The sequence below is a fragment of the Dactylosporangium sp. CA-092794 genome (genome assembly GCF_050948465.1).
Classification (GTDB): domain Bacteria; phylum Actinomycetota; class Actinomycetes; order Mycobacteriales; family Micromonosporaceae; genus Dactylosporangium.
The window spans coordinates 10,461,326-10,478,906 of sequence record NZ_CP192044.1 but is presented as its reverse complement, the minus strand read 5'-3'; the positions used below and the strand labels follow the sequence as shown (position 1 = coordinate 10,478,906).

General features: G+C 71.6%; 12 protein-coding genes and 1 pseudogene. 9 read left to right on the top strand and 4 right to left on the bottom strand.

The features are described from left to right. Nucleotides 1-2: 2 nt before the first annotated feature. Nucleotides 3-1,046, bottom strand: a complete 1,044-nt coding sequence (locus ACQPXD_RS45140) for an AAA family ATPase (protein WP_432829405.1) — start codon at nt 1,044-1,046, stop codon at nt 3-5. 279 nt (nt 1,047-1,325) lie between these two features. Here ACQPXD_RS45140 and ACQPXD_RS45135 point away from each other — a divergent pair, with 279 nt between their 5' ends. Both ACQPXD_RS45135 and leuS read left to right on the top strand, forming a co-directional pair. After that, nucleotides 1,326-2,801: a protein kinase domain-containing protein gene (locus tag ACQPXD_RS45135; RefSeq protein ID WP_432829403.1), complete on the top strand. Its 1,476-nt coding sequence runs from the start codon at nt 1,326-1,328 to the stop codon at nt 2,799-2,801. A 190-nt stretch (nt 2,802-2,991) separates the two neighbouring features. After that, nucleotides 2,992-5,829, top strand: a complete 2,838-nt coding sequence (gene leuS / locus ACQPXD_RS45130) for a leucine--tRNA ligase (protein WP_432829401.1) — start codon at nt 2,992-2,994, stop codon at nt 5,827-5,829. Nucleotides 5,830-6,544: 715 nt separating this feature from the next. On the opposite strand, the gene ACQPXD_RS45125 is transcribed toward leuS, so the two are convergent. Beyond that, nucleotides 6,545-7,255 (bottom strand): type 1 glutamine amidotransferase, encoded by a 711-nt coding sequence (locus tag ACQPXD_RS45125; protein ID WP_432829399.1) that lies wholly within the window; start codon nt 7,253-7,255, stop codon nt 6,545-6,547. Beyond that, on the bottom strand, nt 7,245-8,489 hold the full coding sequence (locus tag ACQPXD_RS45120; protein WP_432829397.1) for a MurT ligase domain-containing protein: 1,245 nt from the start codon (nt 8,487-8,489) through the stop codon (nt 7,245-7,247). The genes ACQPXD_RS45125 and ACQPXD_RS45120 overlap by 11 nt, the downstream gene beginning before the upstream one ends. A 394-nt stretch (nt 8,490-8,883) precedes the next feature. On the opposite strand from ACQPXD_RS45120, the gene mraZ reads away from it, so the two are divergent. The 3 genes and pseudogenes from mraZ to ACQPXD_RS45105 all read left to right on the top strand — a co-directional run bounded on the left by mraZ (nt 8,884) and on the right by ACQPXD_RS45105 (nt 11,032). After that, nucleotides 8,884-9,315: a division/cell wall cluster transcriptional repressor MraZ gene (mraZ, locus tag ACQPXD_RS45115; RefSeq protein WP_432829395.1), complete on the top strand. Its 432-nt coding sequence runs from the start codon at nt 8,884-8,886 to the stop codon at nt 9,313-9,315. A gap of 194 nt (nt 9,316-9,509) precedes the next feature. Then, nucleotides 9,510-10,463, top strand: a pseudogene (gene rsmH, locus ACQPXD_RS45110) (16S rRNA (cytosine(1402)-N(4))-methyltransferase RsmH); the annotation flags it as partial. A gap of 17 nt (nt 10,464-10,480) precedes the next feature. Further along, a complete protein-coding gene (locus ACQPXD_RS45105; protein ID WP_432829393.1) occupies nt 10,481-11,032 on the top strand; it encodes a hypothetical protein in 552 nt (183 codons plus the stop codon). Nucleotides 11,033-11,381: 349 nt separating this feature from the next. On the opposite strand, the gene ACQPXD_RS45100 is transcribed toward ACQPXD_RS45105, so the two are convergent. Beyond that, nucleotides 11,382-11,585, bottom strand: coding sequence for a hypothetical protein (locus ACQPXD_RS45100; protein WP_432829391.1), 204 nt, complete (start codon nt 11,583-11,585; stop codon nt 11,382-11,384). A 108-nt stretch (nt 11,586-11,693) separates the two neighbouring features. On the opposite strand from ACQPXD_RS45100, the gene ACQPXD_RS45095 reads away from it, so the two are divergent. The 4 genes from ACQPXD_RS45095 to mraY are packed head-to-tail and all read left to right on the top strand — an operon-like array spanning nt 11,694 to nt 17,562. After that, entirely contained in the window at nt 11,694-13,547 is a 1,854-nt protein-coding gene (locus ACQPXD_RS45095) for a peptidoglycan D,D-transpeptidase FtsI family protein (RefSeq protein WP_432829389.1), read from the top strand. 18 nt (nt 13,548-13,565) lie between these two features. Then, the gene (locus ACQPXD_RS45090) at nt 13,566-15,059 is read left to right on the top strand and encodes a UDP-N-acetylmuramoyl-L-alanyl-D-glutamate--2,6-diaminopimelate ligase (RefSeq protein ID WP_432829387.1); all 1,494 of its coding nucleotides are present in this window, start codon (nt 13,566-13,568) and stop codon (nt 15,057-15,059) included. After that, nucleotides 15,056-16,444, top strand: a complete 1,389-nt coding sequence (locus tag ACQPXD_RS45085; protein WP_432829385.1) for a UDP-N-acetylmuramoyl-tripeptide--D-alanyl-D-alanine ligase — start codon at nt 15,056-15,058, stop codon at nt 16,442-16,444. The genes ACQPXD_RS45090 and ACQPXD_RS45085 overlap by 4 nt, the downstream gene beginning before the upstream one ends. Further along, complete coding sequence (mraY, locus tag ACQPXD_RS45080; protein WP_432829383.1) at nt 16,441-17,562, top strand: phospho-N-acetylmuramoyl-pentapeptide-transferase; 1,122 nt, start codon at nt 16,441-16,443, stop codon at nt 17,560-17,562. The genes ACQPXD_RS45085 and mraY overlap by 4 nt, the downstream gene beginning before the upstream one ends. Nucleotides 17,563-17,581 lie beyond the last annotated feature (19 nt).

Here is a 17,581-nt window from a genome sequence, read left to right as displayed (position 1 = left end):
GCTCAGCGGCCCCCGTACTGCTGGGGCCGCTGCGGGCGGGTGTCGTATGGCGATCGCTGCTGGCGGTCGGTCGGCAGCGGTAGCCGGTGCACGAGCTCGGCGATGATCGCATCGGTGGTCCGGCGGGACAGCTGCGCCTCGGCGGTGGGGATGACCCGGTGTGCGAGCACGGGCACGGCGAGCGCCTGCAGGTCGTCGGGGAGCACGAACTCGCGGCCCTCGATGGCGGCGACGGCCCGGGCGGTGCGCAGCAGTTGCAGTGTGGCGCGCGGGGAGGCGCCGAGGCGCAGCTCGCCCGACTCGCGGGTGGCGGTGACGATGTTGACCGCATACTGCTTGACCGCGTCGGCGACGTGCACGTCACGGACCGTGGCGATCATCCGGCGGATGATGATGGCGTCGGAGACGGGGGAGAGGTCGTCCAGCGCGTCGTGGCGGCCGTGGACGTCGAGCATGGCCAGCTCCGCACCCATGTCGGGGTAGCCCATCGCGATCCGGGCGGTGAACCGGTCGCGCTGCGCCTCGGGCAGCGGATAGGTGCCCTCCATCTCGATCGGGTTCTGCGTCGCGATGACCATGAACGGCACCTGCAGCGGATAGGTCGCGCCGTCGACGGTGACCTGCCGCTCCTCCATGCTCTCCAGCAGGGCGGACTGGGTCTTCGGCGAGGCCCGGTTGATCTCGTCGCCGACGACGATGTTGGCGAACACCGCGCCGGGCTTGAACTCGAAGTCGCGCGTCTCCTGGTTGTAGACGCTGACCCCGGTGACGTCGCTGGGGAGCAGGTCGGGAGTGAACTGGATGCGCCGCACCGAGCAGTCGATGGACCGCGCGAGGGCCTTGGCAAGTTTGGTCTTGCCCACGCCGGGAACATCTTCGATGAGGAGATGGCCCTCAGCGAGCAGCACCGCCAGGGCGAGCCGCACGGTCGCGGTCTTGCCCTCGATGACCTGTTCGATATTGGCGACGATCGCATCGGTCGCGGTGCGGAACTCGGGCGACGGGAGTGGGGCCCCGAGTTCCTCGAACGTGCGGTGCCTGGTCAACTGGCCTCCTCATGGTCGTGCCGTGGCCACCGTTAGGTGTAAGACCCGTAGGTGAACCGCTCGGTTGCGCAAGAACGTTGTCATCGGATTGCAACCTGAGCCGTCGTATCCCTCAGGCTAGCCGGGGAATCGACAGGCCGCCGCACTGGATTCCGTCATTGCGGACATCCCGCCCGGCCGGCCCCGGCGATTTTTCAAACGTCCCGACGTACCCGTGCGAAAACCCCCTAAACGATCGCCCAAGATGTCGGGGCGCGTCGATTGCGGCAGACTGTGGTCGTGGACGGCAAACACCTCCTGGGCGGCCGGTATCTCCTCGACGAGCGACTGGGCGAGGGTGGCATGTCGGTGGTGTGGCGCGCCCACGACCGCGTGCTCGGGCGCGAGGTCGCGGTCAAGGTGCTCGCGCCGGCGCTGGCCGGGGACGACGAGGCGCGCCACCGGATCCGGCTCGAGGCGCGGGCCGCGGCCCGGCTGTCGCACCCGAACATCACCAGCGTCTACGACTACGGCGAGACCGCCGAGCACGTGCCGTTTGTGGTCATGGAACTGCTGCGCGGCCCGACGCTCGCCGATCGGCTGCTGGCCGGGCCGCTGCCGCCGGCCGCCGCGGTGCGCATCTGCGCCGAGGTCGCCGCCGGCCTGGCCGCCGCCCACGCCGAGGACCTCGTGCACCGCGACGTCAAGCCGGCCAATGTCATTCTCACCCCGGATGCGGCAAAGGTGCTGGACTTCGGGATCGTCGGATTCGTCGGAATTCCCGATGTGCGCCACGATCCGGCGCTCGTCATCGGCACCCCCGCCTATCTCGCCCCCGAGCGGCTGGTCTCCGACGACGTCACGCCGGCGAGCGACGTCTATGCGTTCGGGCTGCTGCTCTACCGCTGCCTCACCGGCCGGCTGCCCTGGGACTCCGAAACCACGACCCAGATGGTCATGGCCCACATCACCGTCGCGCCGGAGCCGCTGCCGGAGTTGCCCGGCGTGCCGGCGGAGGTGCGCGAGCTGTGCATGAGCTGCCTGGCGAAGGAGCCCCGGGACCGGCCGGCCGCCGTGGCGGTCGCCGCCGGGCTGGCCCGGGCCGCCGGGATCGTTCCGCGTTTTTCGGTGGTACTGCAGGAGCCCGCGCCCGGCGCGCCGCCCCCGCCGGACCACACCACCCACCTGGTCGCGCCGCCCGCGCCGGATGAGCCGGATGAGCCGGAGGACTCGGACGAGCCGGACGAGCCGGGCGGGAGCCGCCGGCAGGTCCTGCTCGGCGTGGGCGTGCTGGCCGCGATCGCGGCGCTGCTGGTCGGCATCGCGCTGAGCCGGTCGCCGGCAGGCTCGCGGACCTCGGCGGAGGGGATGCCGGTGGGCGGCGGGGCTCCGGCGCCGACCGCCTCGCCGAGCGCGCCGTCGAGTGAGGCGCCACCACCCGCCGTCGATCCGACCACCACGACCGGTGACCCGGCGTCGGTGGCGGCGAGCAACCCGGGGGCGGGGGACGGCGAGCAGGGCGACCAGGACCAGCGGGGAAACCAGAACGGCCAGGGCGGCGACCCGGGCATGCCGACCGACGCCGGCGTGATCGTCGCCGTCTGCGTCGGGAAGAAGGTCAGCGTGCTGCACGTCGCGCCGGCCGACGGGGTGAAGCTGGTCGAGGTGGAGCCCGGCCTGCGCAGCAACACGCGGGTCGAGTTCGACCGCGACGGGCAGCGGCTGCGCTACGTCGTCACCTGCCGGGGCGGGGCCCCGGGCGTGGCCATCGCATAGCGGTGCGTGACGGCCCGGAAATCGCCTCGCCGGGCTGCGGTACACTGCCGTTATGGCCTCGGTGTTCCGGCTTCTTGATCGGCCGTGCTGACGCGATAACGCGACGGCACGGCGACCCCTCCTGTGCGAGGGGTTTTTTCATGCCCGGAGAATGCTTGAGGGATTCCGACAACTGAGGTGGGCGACAGTGATGAGCGAGGCAGTGACCGACGGAGCGGTCGACATCCCGCCGTACCGGTACACCGCGGCGATGGCGGCGGACATCGAGGCGTGCTGGCAGGACTACTGGTCCGAGCACGGCACCTTCCACGCGCCGAACCCGACCGGCCCGCTCAGCGACTCCGGCCACCCGCGCGCGGGCGCGCCGAAGCTGTACGTGATGGACATGTTCCCCTACCCGTCGGGCGCCGGCCTGCACGTCGGCCATCCGCTGGGGTACATCGGCACGGACTGCTACACGCGGTACTTCCGCATGGCCGGGTACAACGTGCTGCACCCGATGGGCTTCGACTCGTTCGGCCTGCCGGCCGAGCAGTATGCGGTGCAGACCGGAACCCACCCGCGGGTGACCACCGAGGCCAACATCGAGCGGTACCGCACGCAGCTGCGCCGCCTGGGCCTGGCCTACGACGACCGGCGCAGCGTGGCCACGACCGACACCGAGTTCTACCACTGGACCCAGTGGATCTTCCTGCAGATCTTCAACTCGTGGTACGACCCGCAGCAGCGCAAGGCGCGCCCGATCGAGGAGCTGATCGAGGAGTTCGACAGCGGCGAGCGTCCGGTGCCCGGCGGCCGGGCGTGGGCGGAGCTGTCCGCGGTCGAGCGGCGGCAGGCCGTCGACGACCACCGGCTGGCCTACATCTCCGAGGCCCCGGTCAACTGGTGTCCGGGCCTGGGCACGGTGCTGGCCAACGAGGAGGTCACCCCGGACGGGCGCAGCGAGCGGGGCAACTTCCCGGTCTTCAAGCGCAACCTGCGCCAGTGGATGATGCGGATCACGGCGTACGGCGACCGCCTGCTGGACGACCTGGACCGGCTGGACTGGCCGGAGAAGGTCAAGACCATGCAGCGCAACTGGATCGGCCGCTCCCGCGGCGCGCACGTGGACTTCGCCACCGACGAGGGCACGCCGATCCGGGTCTTCACCACCCGCCCCGACACCCTGTTCGGCGCGACCTACATGGTGCTGGCCCCGGAGCACGCGCTGGTCGACGCCATCGTGCCCGGCGCCTGGCCGGAGGGCACGCACGACAAGTGGACCGGCGGAGCGGCTACGCCGGCCGAGGCGGTCGCGGCCTACCGCGCCTTCGCGGCGGGCAAGACCGACGTGGAGCGGCAGGCCGACGCCAAGGAGAAGACCGGCGTCTTCACCGGCGCCTACGCGACCAACCCGGTCGACGGCCGCCGGATCCCGGTCTTCATCGCCGACTACGTGCTGGCCGGCTACGGCACCGGCGCCATCATGGCGGTGCCCGGCCAGGACGAGCGCGACTGGGAGTTCGCCGAGGTCTTCGAGCTGCCGATCATCCGCACGGTCCAGCCGAGCGAGGGTTTCGACGGCAAGGCGTACATCGGCGACGGCCCCGCCATCAACTCGGCCTTCCTGGACGGCCTGGGCGTCGCCGAGGCGAAGGCCAAGATGATCGACTGGCTGGAGGCCAACGGCCACGGCGTCGGTGCCATCACCTACCGGCTGCGCGACTGGCTGTTCAGCCGGCAGCGGTACTGGGGCGAGCCGTTCCCGATCGTCTACGACGAGACCGGCCTGCCCATCGCGCTGCCCGAGTCGATGCTGCCGGTCGTGCTGCCCGAGGTGGAGGACTTCTCGCCGCGCACCTTCGACATCGACGACGCCGAGAGCAACCCGGAGACGCCGCTGTCGCGGGCCAAGGAGTGGGTCGAGGTCACCCTGGACCTGGGCGACGGGCCGAAGACCTACACCCGCGAGACCAACGTGATGCCGCAGTGGGCCGGCTCGTCGTGGTACGAGCTGCGCTACCTGGACCCGGCCAACGCCGCGAAGCTGGTCGACCCGGCCAACGAGCGCTACTGGATGGGCCCGCAGCGGCCCGGCGACGTGGGCGGCGTGGACCTGTACGTGGGCGGCGTCGAGCACGCGGTGCTGCACCTGCTGTACGCCCGCTTCTGGCACAAGGTGCTGTTCGACCGCGGCTACGTCTCGTCGGAGGAGCCGTTCCGCAAGCTGTTCAACCAGGGCTACATCCAGGCGTACGCCTACAAGGACGCCCGCGGCGTGTACGTCGAGGCCGAGAAGGTGGAAGAGCGCCAGCCCGGCCGCTACTACTACGGCGCCCAGGAGGTCCAGCGCGAGTACGGCAAGATGGGCAAGTCGCTGAAGAACGTGGTGACGCCCGACGAGATGTGCGAGCGTTACGGCGCCGACACGTTCCGCGTCTACGAGATGTCGATGGGCCCGCTGGACGTCTCCCGCCCGTGGGAGACCCGCGCGGTCGTCGGCGCCCAGCGGTTCCTGCAGCGCGTCTGGCGGCTGATTGTCGACGAGCAGACCGACGGGATGCGGGTGACGGACGACCCGGTGGACGACGAGACCCGCCGCCTGCTGCACCGGGTCATCGACGGCGTCCGGGTCGACATCGAGGAGATGCGCTTCAACACCGCCATCGCCAAGATGATCGAGCTGACCAACCGGATCACCCAGGTCTCGGTCAAGGGCACCCCGCGCGAGGCGGCCGACCCGCTGGTGCGCATGATCGCCCCGTTCGCCCCGCACCTGGCCGAGGAGCTGTGGCAGCGGCTGGGCAACGAGTCCACGGTCGCCTACGCCGACTTCCCGCAGGCCGACCCGGCCTACCTGGTCGCCGAGTCGGTGACCTACCCGGTCCAGGTCAACGGCAAGGTCCGCGGCAAGATCGACATCTCCGCCGACGCCGACGACTCCGCGGTCCGCGACGCCGCCCTGGTCGCGGTGGCCGACCAGCTGGCCGGCAAGACCCCGAAGAAGGTCATCGTGGTCCCCGGCCGCATGGTCTCGGTCGTCGTCTAGCCCCGAGGGGGAGGGCCCGCCCGGCCCTCCCCTTCGCCCACGCAGCCCGCACTCTCCCGCCCGGCCGCAATCCGAAAAGTCGGGCGCTCCGCGCCACGACTTTTCGGACTTATACCCCGACGGGGCAAAAATCCGTTTCACCGAATCCCGCGCACTCCCGCATCGGATTTATCGCCCGACAGGGCATATATCCGATTTGGCAAGTCACACCCGCGCGCTAAGTCTCCGCGATCATGCAGGCCAGCACGCCGATTCGCGGGTTTCCCATGATCACGGAGAGATACGGTACCTGGGCGTACATCAAGACTCCGTGATCATGAAAAACTCGTGTGCACACCGCCAGTTGAGCATGATCACGGAGACTTAGAGCGTGCCAGGGGGCGACCTGTGGTGCCATCGGCCCTCAGCGGGCGGCTGCGGCCAAGCCCTTCGACCGCCGTCGGCGGCCAAGTGCTTTGACTGCCGTCAGCGGGCGACCGCAGCCGAGCGCAACGGCTGCCGCCAGCGGGCGAGAGCGGTGAGGTGCTATCCCACCGCCGTCGGCGGGCGAGCGCGCCGGCTGCCGTCAGTGGGCGAGCGCGGCCGAGCGCTCCGACCGCCGTCACCGGTGAGGTGCGCCCACTGCCGTCGCCGGCCGAGCGCTCCGGCTGCCGTCGGTGGGCGACCGCTTCGACCGCCGTCGGCGGGCGAGCGCGGCCGAGTGCGGCGGCTGCGGTTAGCGGGCGACGGCGGCCAGGCGCTCCGAGCGGAGGGCCGTCGGCCAGCGGTCGTCGATCGGCTCCAGGTTGGCGCCGGTGGCCCAGCGCAGGAGCAGGTCGGCGAGCGCGGGGTTGCGGGCCAGGGCCGGCCCGTGCGAGTAGGTGCCCAGCAGGCGGCCGTTCCAGGCGCCCTCGGACTGGCCGTCGTTGCCGATGCCCGTGGTCACCTTGGCCAGCGGCTTCACGCCCGGGCCGAGGTGGGTGCGGCCGCCGTGGTTCTCGAAGCCGGTCAGCGTCGGCAGGCCCAGCGCCGGGTGCATCTCGCCGGCCAGCTCGCCGACCGCCCGCGTCTCGCCGCGGTCCGAGTCTATGTCCAGCAGGCCCAGCCCGGGGTACTTCGCGCCCTTGGCGAAGAACGAGTGGCCCAGCAGCTGGTAGCCCGCGCACACGGCGAAAACCGTCGCGCCCCGCTCGACCGCGCGGTGCAGGCCGCCGTCGGTGGCGAGGCGCTGCGCGGCCAGTGCCTGCGGGCCGTCCTCGCCGCCGCCGAGCAGGTAGATGTCGCCGTCGGTCGGCACCGGGTGGCCGGCACGGACCTCGGCGCACGCCACCGGCAGGCCCCGCAGGTCGGCGCGGCGGGCCAGGATCAACAGGTTGCCGCGGTCGCCGTAGGTGGACAGCAGGTCCGGGTACAGCCAGATCAGGCGCAGGTGCGACTCAGTTGACACGGTCCAGCTCCGCTCGGATGTCCTGGAATGCGGTGTAGTTCGCGATCACCTCGAGCCGGCCCGGCGGCACCAGCGACACCGCCTGGCCGAACGAGCGCACGGGCTCGAACGGCACCTCGTTGACCTCCAGCCGGACGGCGAGGTCCATGGCCCGGTCGCCGGTGATCAGCACACGGCGGCCGCGCAGCGGGGAGAAGTCCACGTCGTAGAGCCACGAGGTGTCGAGGCCGTCTGGGTCCCGGGCGTTGATCGACAGCAGCGTCGGCACGTCTTCGGCCATGTCGAAGGACTCCAGCCAGCCGGCCGGGTTCTTGGCCAGCAGCAGCCGGATGGTGCGCCCGTCGCGGACCACGACGGCGTAGCGGCCGGCGACCGAGGCGACCTTCGACAGCTCCGGCACCGCCTTCGCGGGCGGCACGCCGAACTGCGCGGCCACGGCCAGCGCGGTCGCCGCGTTGGCCCGGTTCACCCGGCCCGGCAGTTGCAGTGTGATGTGGTGGTACGTCCCGGTGTTGTCGACCACGCCGTCCCCGCTGACGCTCCAGTGCGGTGCCGGGCGGCGCAGGTTGCCCTCGACGCAGGACCAGTCCTCGCCCATGCGCTCGATCGAGGCGCCGCACTCCGGGCACACCCACGAGTCGTCGTGGAAACGCTGGCCGGCCGCGACCCAGGTGACCCGGGTGCCGCCGGCGACCGCCTTGGACGCCGCCCAGACCACCATCGGGTCGTCGGCGTTGGCCACGATGTGCAGGCCGCGGCCGGGCAGCGCGTCGCGCCACAGGGCCGCCATCATGGCGACCTCCTTGGCCCGGTCGAGCTGGTCGCGGCTGAGGTTGAGCAGGGCCACCACCCTCGGGCGGGTCTGGTCGAGCACCTGCTTGAGGTAGTGCTCGTCGACCTCCAGCACCGCATACGGTGTCGCGCCGGCCTTGGCCAGCGCCGACGTGTGGCCGGTCGGCATGTTGGCGCCGAGGCTGTTGGTGGCGACCGGGCCGAGCACGCCCATCGCGGCGGCGGTCAGCCGGGTGGTGGTGGTCTTGCCGTTCGTGCCGGAGATCAGCGCGATCTCGCGACCGGCGGCGAGCTCGGCGAGCAGGTTGGGGTCGACCATCAGGCCGATCCGGCCGCCGATGACCGAGCCGTCCCCCCGGCCGGTGGCGCGTGACAGCGCGGCGGCACCGCGCGACAGTGAGGTGGCGAGCTTCGCCCGCATCGGCAGCTTGTTGTCCGTCATCTCGCTTCCACGGTGTTCGGCGATGCGCTGACCCTACCCGTAGCGCGCATCGCCCCCAACCGACCCACGGAGTCCCCGCGACTCCCCACTTTCCTCCACTGCGCCGGCCAAACCACGGCGGTCCGTGGAGAACCCTGCCTCGTTGACTGTTTTGTACCGATTTTCCCGCCCAAGAAATACACGGGGAACGCACTCCGCCGATCGGGCACGCCCGAGGTCCTCCACCCGACACCACCCCGTTTGACGTGGGAATTCTTCACAGCCACGCGCGTGGGACCGGGTGGTTTTCCGTTGACGGTGGAGGGAAGTGGAGTACAGTGGAGCGCGATGGCGGAGCCGGGGGGCTCGGCCGGCCCCGGGGGGACCGTTCGCGGTGGGAGGGGGTGGCTGCCGCATGTTTTTGGGCACCCACACTCCTCGCCTGGACGAAAAGGGCCGGTTGATCCTGCCGGCGAAGTTTCGGGACGAGCTGGCGGGAGGTGTCGTGATCACCAAGGGACAGGAGCGCTGTCTCTACGTGTTTCCCGGCGTCGAGTTCGCCCGGATCGCCGAGCAGCTTCGTGCCACGCCGATGACCAACAAGGCCGCCCGGGCCTACTCCCGGGTGTTCTTCGCCAGCGCTCACGACGAGGTTCCCGACCGTCAGGGCCGGGTCACCATCCCGCAGCATCTGCGCGAGTATGCCGGGCTGGACCGCGAGCTCGTCGTGATCGGGGCAAGCACCCGGGTCGAAATATGGGACCGCCAGGCGTGGGACACCTACCTCGCTGAAAGCGAGGAGGACTTCGCGGGCATCGAGGAGGGGGTGCTGCCGGGAGGGCTGTGAGGTCCAACTGCAGTCACCGACTTGAGCCGCCGTACCGGCAGCTCCTCAGCCGCTCAGAGTCTCTCGAAGTCCTGACGCCACTTCCCCGGCGCCAGGGCGGGGCGGATGGGGAGCTGGCGGTACGGCGCTCGCGCACTGAGCAGGGGTTCAGCACCACGGCGGGCCGCGAACCCGCCGCCGGCAGGGGGTCGACGATGGGGGAGCGGGACGTTCACGTGCCCGTGCTGCTCGAGCGCTGCCTCGAGCTGCTGGCCCCCGCGCTGCACCGGCCGGGCGCGCTGTATCTCGACGCCACGCTCGGTCTCGGCGGTCACGCCGAGGCGGTGCTGCTGGCACATCCGCAGGCCCGGCTGCTGGGCCTGGACCGCGACCCGCAGGCGCTGCGCCTGGCGGGGGAGCGGCTCGCGCCGTTCGCCGACCGGATCCGCCTCGTGCACGCCGTTTACGACGAGCTGCCCGAGGTGCTGGCCGGGGCGGAGATCGACGCCGGACTGTTCGACCTGGGCGTGTCGTCGATGCAGCTCGACGAGCCCGAGCGCGGGTTCGCCTACGCCCAGGACGCACCGCTGGACATGCGCATGGATCAGACGCGGGGCACGACCGCGGCCGAGGTGCTCAACACCTACAGCCACGCCGACCTCGCCCGGATCCTGCGGGTGTACGGGGAGGAGAAGTTCGCCTCCCGCATCGCCGCGTCGATCCTCCGGGAGCGGGAGAAGTCCCCGCTGGCGAGCTCGGCCCGCCTTGCCGAACTCGTTCGCGAGGCGATTCCCGCGCCGGCCCGGCGTACCGGCGGGCATCCGGCCAAACGCACCTTCCAGGCGCTGCGCATCGAGGTCAACCGCGAGCTCGCGGTGCTCGAGCGGGCGATACCGGCGGCGCTCGACGCGCTGGCGCCTGGTGGCCGGCTGGTCGTGCTGTCGTACCACTCGCTCGAGGACCGCCTGGTCAAACAGGCGATCGCCGAGCGGACCCGCTCGAAAGTACCGGTCGAGCTCCCGTTCGAGCCGCCCGGCAGCGAACCGGAGCTGCGGGCGCTCACCCGGGGGGCCGAGCTCCCCGGCGCGGCCGAAACAGCGGCCAACCCACGCGCGGCGTCAGTGCGGCTCCGTGCGGCGGAACGCAAGGAACGTCCCAACAGGACAGACACATCGGGGGAGGTGTGATGAACGTGACGACACTGCCGGCCAACCGGCAGCGCAGGGCTCAGCAGGGTGCATCGCGGTCGGGGGGCCGGACCGCGGCGCAGACCGCTGAGGAGATGGAGCAGCAGCGCCGGGACCACCCGATCGACGGTGCGACGGCACTGCAGCCGGAGCACGAGACCACGAAGCCGGACGCGGCGCCGGAGCGGCACGCGCCCGACACGCAGCAGCCGGCGTCCCCGCGACTGCGGGTGGCGCCGCCGGCGCCGGTCAGTGCGCCGCGGGCGCCCTTCGTGGCGCTCGTGCTCGTGCTGGTGCTCTCGGGCGTCGTGGGCATCCTGGTGCTCAACACGCGGATCGCCGAGAACGCCTTCAAGCTCGACGCGCTGAAGACCAAGCAGCAGGGGCTCGATCGCGACGAGGAGAAGGTTCGCAGCGACCTGGCCAGCAAGGAGTCGCCGGTGACACTGGCGTCGCGGGCGAAGCAGCTGGGCCTCGTGCCGTCGAGCACGCCGGCCTTCCTGGTGCTGCCCGACGGCACGAAGCTGGAGATGCCCGGGCCGAGCCGGTAACAGCGCCGAGCAGGAAACGTGAACGACGGATCCAAAGTCCATAGTGGACGGACGAACGGAAGTCGGGACGATGGCTGGCGACACGGGTGACCGGCGGGGTGGCGGCGAGCGGCGTGGGGGCGCCGAACGCAGGGATCCCACCGGTCACGGCGGTGACGCCGGCCCTCGTCGGACGGGCGGTCGCGCCGGCGCGGGGGGTGCCGGTGCCTCCGCCCGTTCGCGTGGTGGCGCGACGGGCGCCGCCGCCAAGAACGAAGAACGCCGCGGTGGTACGGCCGAGCCGGTGCTGCGCGGCACGATGTCAGAGGCCAAGCGGTACACACCGCGCGGGCGCTCGGTCCGCGACGCCTCAGTCGAGGCGGGCGGGCGCAAAGACCCGTTCCGCCCCGCGCTCGAGGTGATCCAGGGCGGCCGCAGCGAGCAGCCGCGCCGCACCGATCCCCGGCGCACCGATCCCAGCCGCACCGACCGGAATCGCACCGATCGGGGTCGCACCGATCCGGGTCGCGCGGACCGGGATCGCGCCACCGCGCGCCGCCCGCGCGAGGAGCAAGCGGGGCACGAAGACGCCACCCCCGCGGCACAGACCTTCCGACCGCCGGTGCGGCAACGGCCCGCGCCGCCGCGCGTCGCGCGGCCGAAGGGCGGCCCTCGCGCTCGAGTGGGCACAAAGGGTACCAAAGCCGCGAAAGCCACGCGAGGCGTCACGGCAAGATCCAGCCGGGTCCGGGTCCCCCGGCTGATCCGCCGCCGGCCGGGCCTGCCCAAGCTCGCCGAGCCGCGGCGCCGGCTGCGGCTGGCCACCGTGCTCGCGCTGCTCATGTTCGCCACCATCGGGGTGCGCCTGGTGCAGCTGCAGCTCACCGATGCGAGCGCCTACGCCGCCGCCGGCCTCCAGGACCGCCTGATCCACGCGGTGCTGCCGGCCTCGCGCGGCGCCATCCTGGACCGCGACGGCAAGATCCTCGTGCACTCGATCGAGACGCGCTACGTCGCCGTCGACCCGATGGCCGTGAAGGACCCGGAGGCGCTGGCCGACCAGCTCTTCGCCATCCTCGACAAGTACGGCGTGCTGCGCTCCGACCTGGTCCGCAAGATGACGCCGCACAAGACCGCCAACGGCAAGGGCAACGTGCGCTTCGAATACGTCGCGCACCAGATCGACGTGTCCGACGGCGACCGCATCGAGGCGTTGCACGTCGGCGCGCTCAAGGTGGCCCGCGACGAGCGGCGCGAGATCCCCGGCTACGACCTGGCCTCCAACATCATCGGCTACACCTCGCGCGAGAACCTCTCCGGCCAGATGGGCATCGAGCAGCAGTACGACTCGGTGCTGCGCGGCGTCGACGGGCTGCACACCTACGAGCACGGCGAGGGCGAGCTCGACAAGCCGCTGCCCTACGGCTACGAGGAGCTCAACCCGGCCCGCCCGGGCAGCTCGGTCGAGCTGACCATCAACGCCGATCTGCAGTACTCGATCCAGAGCGCCCTGGCCGCGCGGATGGAGCCGCTCAAGGCCGACTTCGCCTCCGCCATCGTGATCGACGTGCACACGGGCGAGATCATGGCGATGGCCAGCTACCCGTCCTTCGCCCCGGCCGACCTCGACCGCACGCCGCAGAGCCAGTGGAAGGACCAGTGCACGGCGACCGTCTTCGATCCCGGCTCGATCCACAAGGTGATCGTCATGGGCGCCGCGCTGCAGGAGGGCATCATCACGCCCGACACCGCCGTGACGGTGAACTCGAAGGTCCGCAAGGGCGACACGACCTACACCGACCACCCGCCGCAGAAGGACGGCACGAAGATGACCATCCCGGGCATCCTCGCGCTGTCGTCCAACGTCGGCACCATCGCCGTGGCCGACCAGCTGGGCAAGGACAGGCTCTACGAGTACCAGCGGAAGTTCGGCCTGGGTCAGCGCACCGGCGTCGGGCTGCCCAACGAGTCGCCGGGCCAGCTGCTGCCGCCGGACAAGTGGACCGGCTCCAGCCCGGGGTCGATCCCGATCGGCAACGGCGTGGCCACGACCGCGCTGCAGATGGCGATGGTGTACACCACGATCGCCAACGACGGGCTGTGGGTCCAGCCGACGCTGGTGCGCAAGATCATCGCACCCGACGGCACCGCCACCAAGCCGCCGGCCCCGGCGACCCGCCGGGTGCTCGACCCGAAGGTCGCGGCCGAGCTGCGGACCATGCTGGAGGGCGTGACCACGCTGGACGACGCCACCGGGCATCAGGCGGCGATCCCGGGGTACCGCATCGCCGGCAAGACCGGAACGTCGAAGCTGCCCCAGAACGGTGGGTACGCCGACGGCGACGTCGTGTCGTTCATCGGTATGGCGCCGGCGGAGGCGCCACGCTACGTGGTCGCGGTCAACGCGCACGTGCCGGGTGGCGCGGGCGGCTCGGTGGCCGCCCCGGCGTTCAAGGAGATGATGGCGCTGACGCTGTCCAGCTTCGGTGTCGTGCCGACCGGCACCGAGCCGCCGAAGCTCACGATCTACCCGTGACACCGGCTCCGGGGCCTTATGGCCGGGCGGGTAGGGTCTGACCCCGTGTCCGGCTATCCCCGTCCGCGGAATGTCCGCCCCGTGCTCATCGGTGAGCTGGGCGGCGAAGGAGACGTGGCCGTCACCGGCGTGACGCACAGTAGCTCGGCGGTCCGTCCGGGTGATCTGTATGCCGCGCTGCCCGGCGCGCGGGTCCACGGCGCCCAGTTCATCCCCGAGGCGCTGCGGCGCGGCGCGGTCGCCGTGCTCACCGACCCGGCCGGGGTCCGCCAGGACGCGGGCGTGCCGTTCATCGTGGCCGAGCGGCCGCGCGACGTGCTCGGCGACATCGCCTCCAAGGTCTACGGCGAGCCGACCCGGCGGCTGACCACGATCGGGATCACCGGCACCGCCGGCAAGACCTCCACGACGTACCTCATCGAGGCCGGCCTGCGCGCCGCCGGGCAGGTCACCGGGCTGATCGGCACCGTCGAGACCAGGCTGGGCGACCTGACCGTGCCGAGCATCCGCACCACGCCCGAGGCGACCGACCTGCACGCGCTGTTCGCCGCGGCGCTCGAGGAGGGCGTGCAGTCGGTGGCGATGGAGGTCTCCAGCCACGCGCTGGAGGTCGGCCGGGTGGGCGGGGTGCGCTTCGCCGCCGCCGGATTCACCAACTTCGGCCTGGATCACCTGGATTTTCACCCGTCGGTGGAGGCGTACTTCGCGGCCAAGGCCCGGCTGTTCGACGGCCGTGCCGCGATCGAGATCCTCAACCTCGACGACGTGTCGGTAATGCGACTGCGCAAGCCCGCCTCATGGACCTATTCCGTAGCACGTGAGGATGCGGACTTCGGTGTCTCCGGCGTGACCGCCGACGGCTACGGGCAGGTGTTCGACGTGCACTGGCGCGGCCGGACCGCCCGCTCCGGCGTGCGGCTGCCCGGCCGGCACAACGTGGCCAACGCGCTGCTGGCGATCGCCGCGCTGGTCGCGGTCGGCGTGGAGCTCGAGGTCGCGGCGCGGGCCGTGGCCGGCGCGCCCGGCTCGCCGGGGCGCATGGAGCGGGTCGACGCGCCCGGGGACGTGGTCGGGGTCGTCGACTACGCGCACAAGCCCGACGCCATGGTCGAGGTGCTCAAGGCGCTGCGGGCGCTCGCCGCCACCCGCGGTGGCCGGGTCGTCTGCGTGGTCGGCGCCGGCGGCGACCGGGACCGCGGCAAGCGCCCGCTCATGGGCCGGGCCGCCGCCGAGGGCGCCGACCTGGTCATCGTCACCGACGACAACCCCCGCACCGAGGATCCGGCCGCGATCCGGGCCGAGGTCCTGGCCGGCGCGGCCGGCGGACCGGCCGCCGTGGTCGAGGTCGGCGGCCGGCGGGCCGCGATCGCTCACGCCGTGGAGCAGGCCAAGCCCGGCGACGTCATCGCGCTGCTGGGCAAGGGGCACGAGAGCGGACAGGAGATCAACGGCGAGGTGCTGCCCTTCGACGACCGGGTCGAGCTGGCGGCGGCCCTGCGGGAGGCGGCGTGATCGCGACCAGCCTGGGCGAGATCGCCCGGATCGTCGGCGGCGTGCTGCACGACGGCGACCCGGAGGCCGTCGTCGACGGCCCCGTGGAGTACGACTCCCGCAAGATCGGCCCCGGCGGGCTCTTCGTCGCCTTCGCGGGCGCCAAGGTCGACGCGCACGAGTTCGGGCCCAAGGTGATGGCCGACGGCGCCGCCGGCGTCCTGGGCAGCCGCCCGATCCCGGGCGTGCCGACGATCGTCGTCCCCGACCCGCGCGACGCGCTCGGCCGGCTGGCCCGGGCGGTGCTGGACCGGCTGGCCATCACCGTCGTGGCGATCACCGGCTCCTCGGGCAAGACGAGCACCAAGGACCTCGTCGCCCGGCTGCTCGCCCTGCACGGGCCGACGGTGGCCACCTTCGGGTCGGAGAACAACGAGCTTGGCACGCCGTACACGGTGCTCAAGGCGACCACCCAGACCCGCTTCCTGGTGCTGGAGATGGGCGCGCGGGGCATCGGGCATCTGCGGTACCTCTGCGAGATCGCCCCGCCCGACGTCTCGGTCGTGATCAACGTGGGCGTCGCGCACATCGCCGAGTTCGGCTCCGTCGACGGCATCGCCCAGGCCAAGGGCGAGCTGGTCGAGGCGCTGGGCCCGGACGGCGTCGCGGTGCTCAACGCCGACGACGAGCGGGTGCGGGCCATGGCGGCCCGCACGAGCGCCCGGGTGGTGCTCACCGGCGAGGCCGCCGGCGCGCAGGTGCGGGCCACCGACGTGGTCGCGCTGGAGCGCGGGCGGTTCGGCTTCACGCTGCACCTGCCCGGCGCCGAGCCGGTCCCGGTGCGCCTCGACGTCGCCGGGCGGCACAGCGTCGGCAACGCCCTGCTCGCCGCCGCCGTCGCGGCGCTCGCCGGCCTCGACCCGGCCGCGATCGCCGCCGGACTCGGCGACCTGGAGGGACTGTCGACCCGAAGGATGGATGTCTTCGACCGTGCCGACGATGTCACGGTGATCGACGATTCGTTCAACGCCAACCCGGCGTCCATGGCGGCCGCGCTGCGCGCGCTCGTCGACGTGGCCGGCGGTCGGCGCAAGATCGCCGTGCTCGGCTTCATGGCGGAGCTCGGCGAGTACGAGCGGGCTGGACACGAGGACGTCGGACGCCTCGCCGCGGAACTCGGCGTCGACCGTATCGTGGCCGTCAGCGAGCAGGCCGCGCCGATCCTGGACGGGGCGGCCGCCGTGGCGAGTTGGGGAGGAGACTCGGTGCTCGTGACCGATCAGGAGGCCGCCGTGGCGCTGCTGCGCGCCGAGCTGCTTCCGCGCGACGTGGTCCTGGTCAAGGGATCGCGGTACCGGACCTGGGACGTCGCCGACGCCCTGCGCACGGAAGCCGCGAAGAAGTGAGGGCCGTCTTCGTCGCGGCCTTCGTGGCGTTTCTCATCTCGCTGTTCGGCACGCCGATCGCGATCCGGTACTTCACCCGCCTGAAGGCCGACCAGCCCATCCGCACCGAGGGCCCGAAGACCCACCTCGGCAAGAAGGGCACGCCCACCATGGGCGGCGTGACGTTCATCTTCGCCACGCTGGTGGCCTACACCGGCGGCCACATCGCGCTGACCACGCTGCCCGACAAGCAGCTGCGCCCGACCGGCCCGACCGCCACCGCCGTGGTGCTGCTCGGCCTGTTCGTCTTCACCGGCCTGCTGGGCTTCCTCGACGACTACCTCAAGGTCGCCAAGCGCAACAGCGACGGGCTCAACAAGCGCGGCAAGCTCATCGGCCAGGCCCTCATCGGCGCCATCTTCGGCGCGATCGCGCTCTACGTGCCGGCCACCCAGACCGGCCGCCAGGTGATCACGACGGTCGCCAGCCCGAAGCTGTCGTGGGTGGAAGACATCGACTGGCTCAACATCACCAAGATCGGCGCGGTCGTCTTCTTCGTCTTCATCGTCATGTCGATGTCCAACGCGGTGAACCTCACCGACGGCCTGGACGGCCTGGCCACCGGCACCTCGATCCTGGTGATCATCAGCTACATGGCGATCGCCTTCTGGCAGTACCGCCACTGGTGCGCCGACCCGTCGTACCAGGCCGGCTACTGCTACGACGTGCGCGACCCCCTGGAGGTAGCCCTGATCGCCGGCGCCGCGGCCGGCGCCCTGGTCGGCTTCCTGTGGTGGAACACCTCCCCGGCCCGCATCTTCATGGGCGACACCGGCTCGATGGCCCTAGGCTCCCTCATCGCCGGCTTCGCCGTGGCGACCAAGACCATCCTGCTGCTGCCGCTGCTCGGCCTGCTCTTCGTGATCATCGTGGTGACCTGGGTCATGCAGATCGGTTCGTACCGCACCACCGGCAAACGCATCTTCCGAATGGTCCCCCTCCAGCACCACTTCGAACTGGCCGGCTGGAGCGAAGTCAACATCGTGGTCCGCTTCTGGATCATCGCCGGCCTAGGCGTAGCCGCCGCCCTGGGCCTCTTCGCCACCGACTTCCTAAGAGTAATGAGCGGCGCCTCGTAGCAGCCCGAGCGACAGCACG

Coding starts and splice junctions, on each gene's coding strand:
- ACQPXD_RS45090 (WP_432829387.1), top strand. CDS start 13,566: ATGGCCGGGCGGGTAGGGTCTGACCCCGTGTCCGGCTATCCCCGTCCG.
- leuS (WP_432829401.1), top strand. CDS start 2,992: ATGAGCGAGGCAGTGACCGACGGAGCGGTCGACATCCCGCCGTACCGG.
- ACQPXD_RS45105 (WP_432829393.1), top strand. CDS start 10,481: ATGAACGTGACGACACTGCCGGCCAACCGGCAGCGCAGGGCTCAGCAG.
- ACQPXD_RS45120 (WP_432829397.1), bottom strand. CDS start 8,489: ATGACGGACAACAAGCTGCCGATGCGGGCGAAGCTCGCCACCTCACTG.
- mraZ (WP_432829395.1), top strand. CDS start 8,884: ATGTTTTTGGGCACCCACACTCCTCGCCTGGACGAAAAGGGCCGGTTG.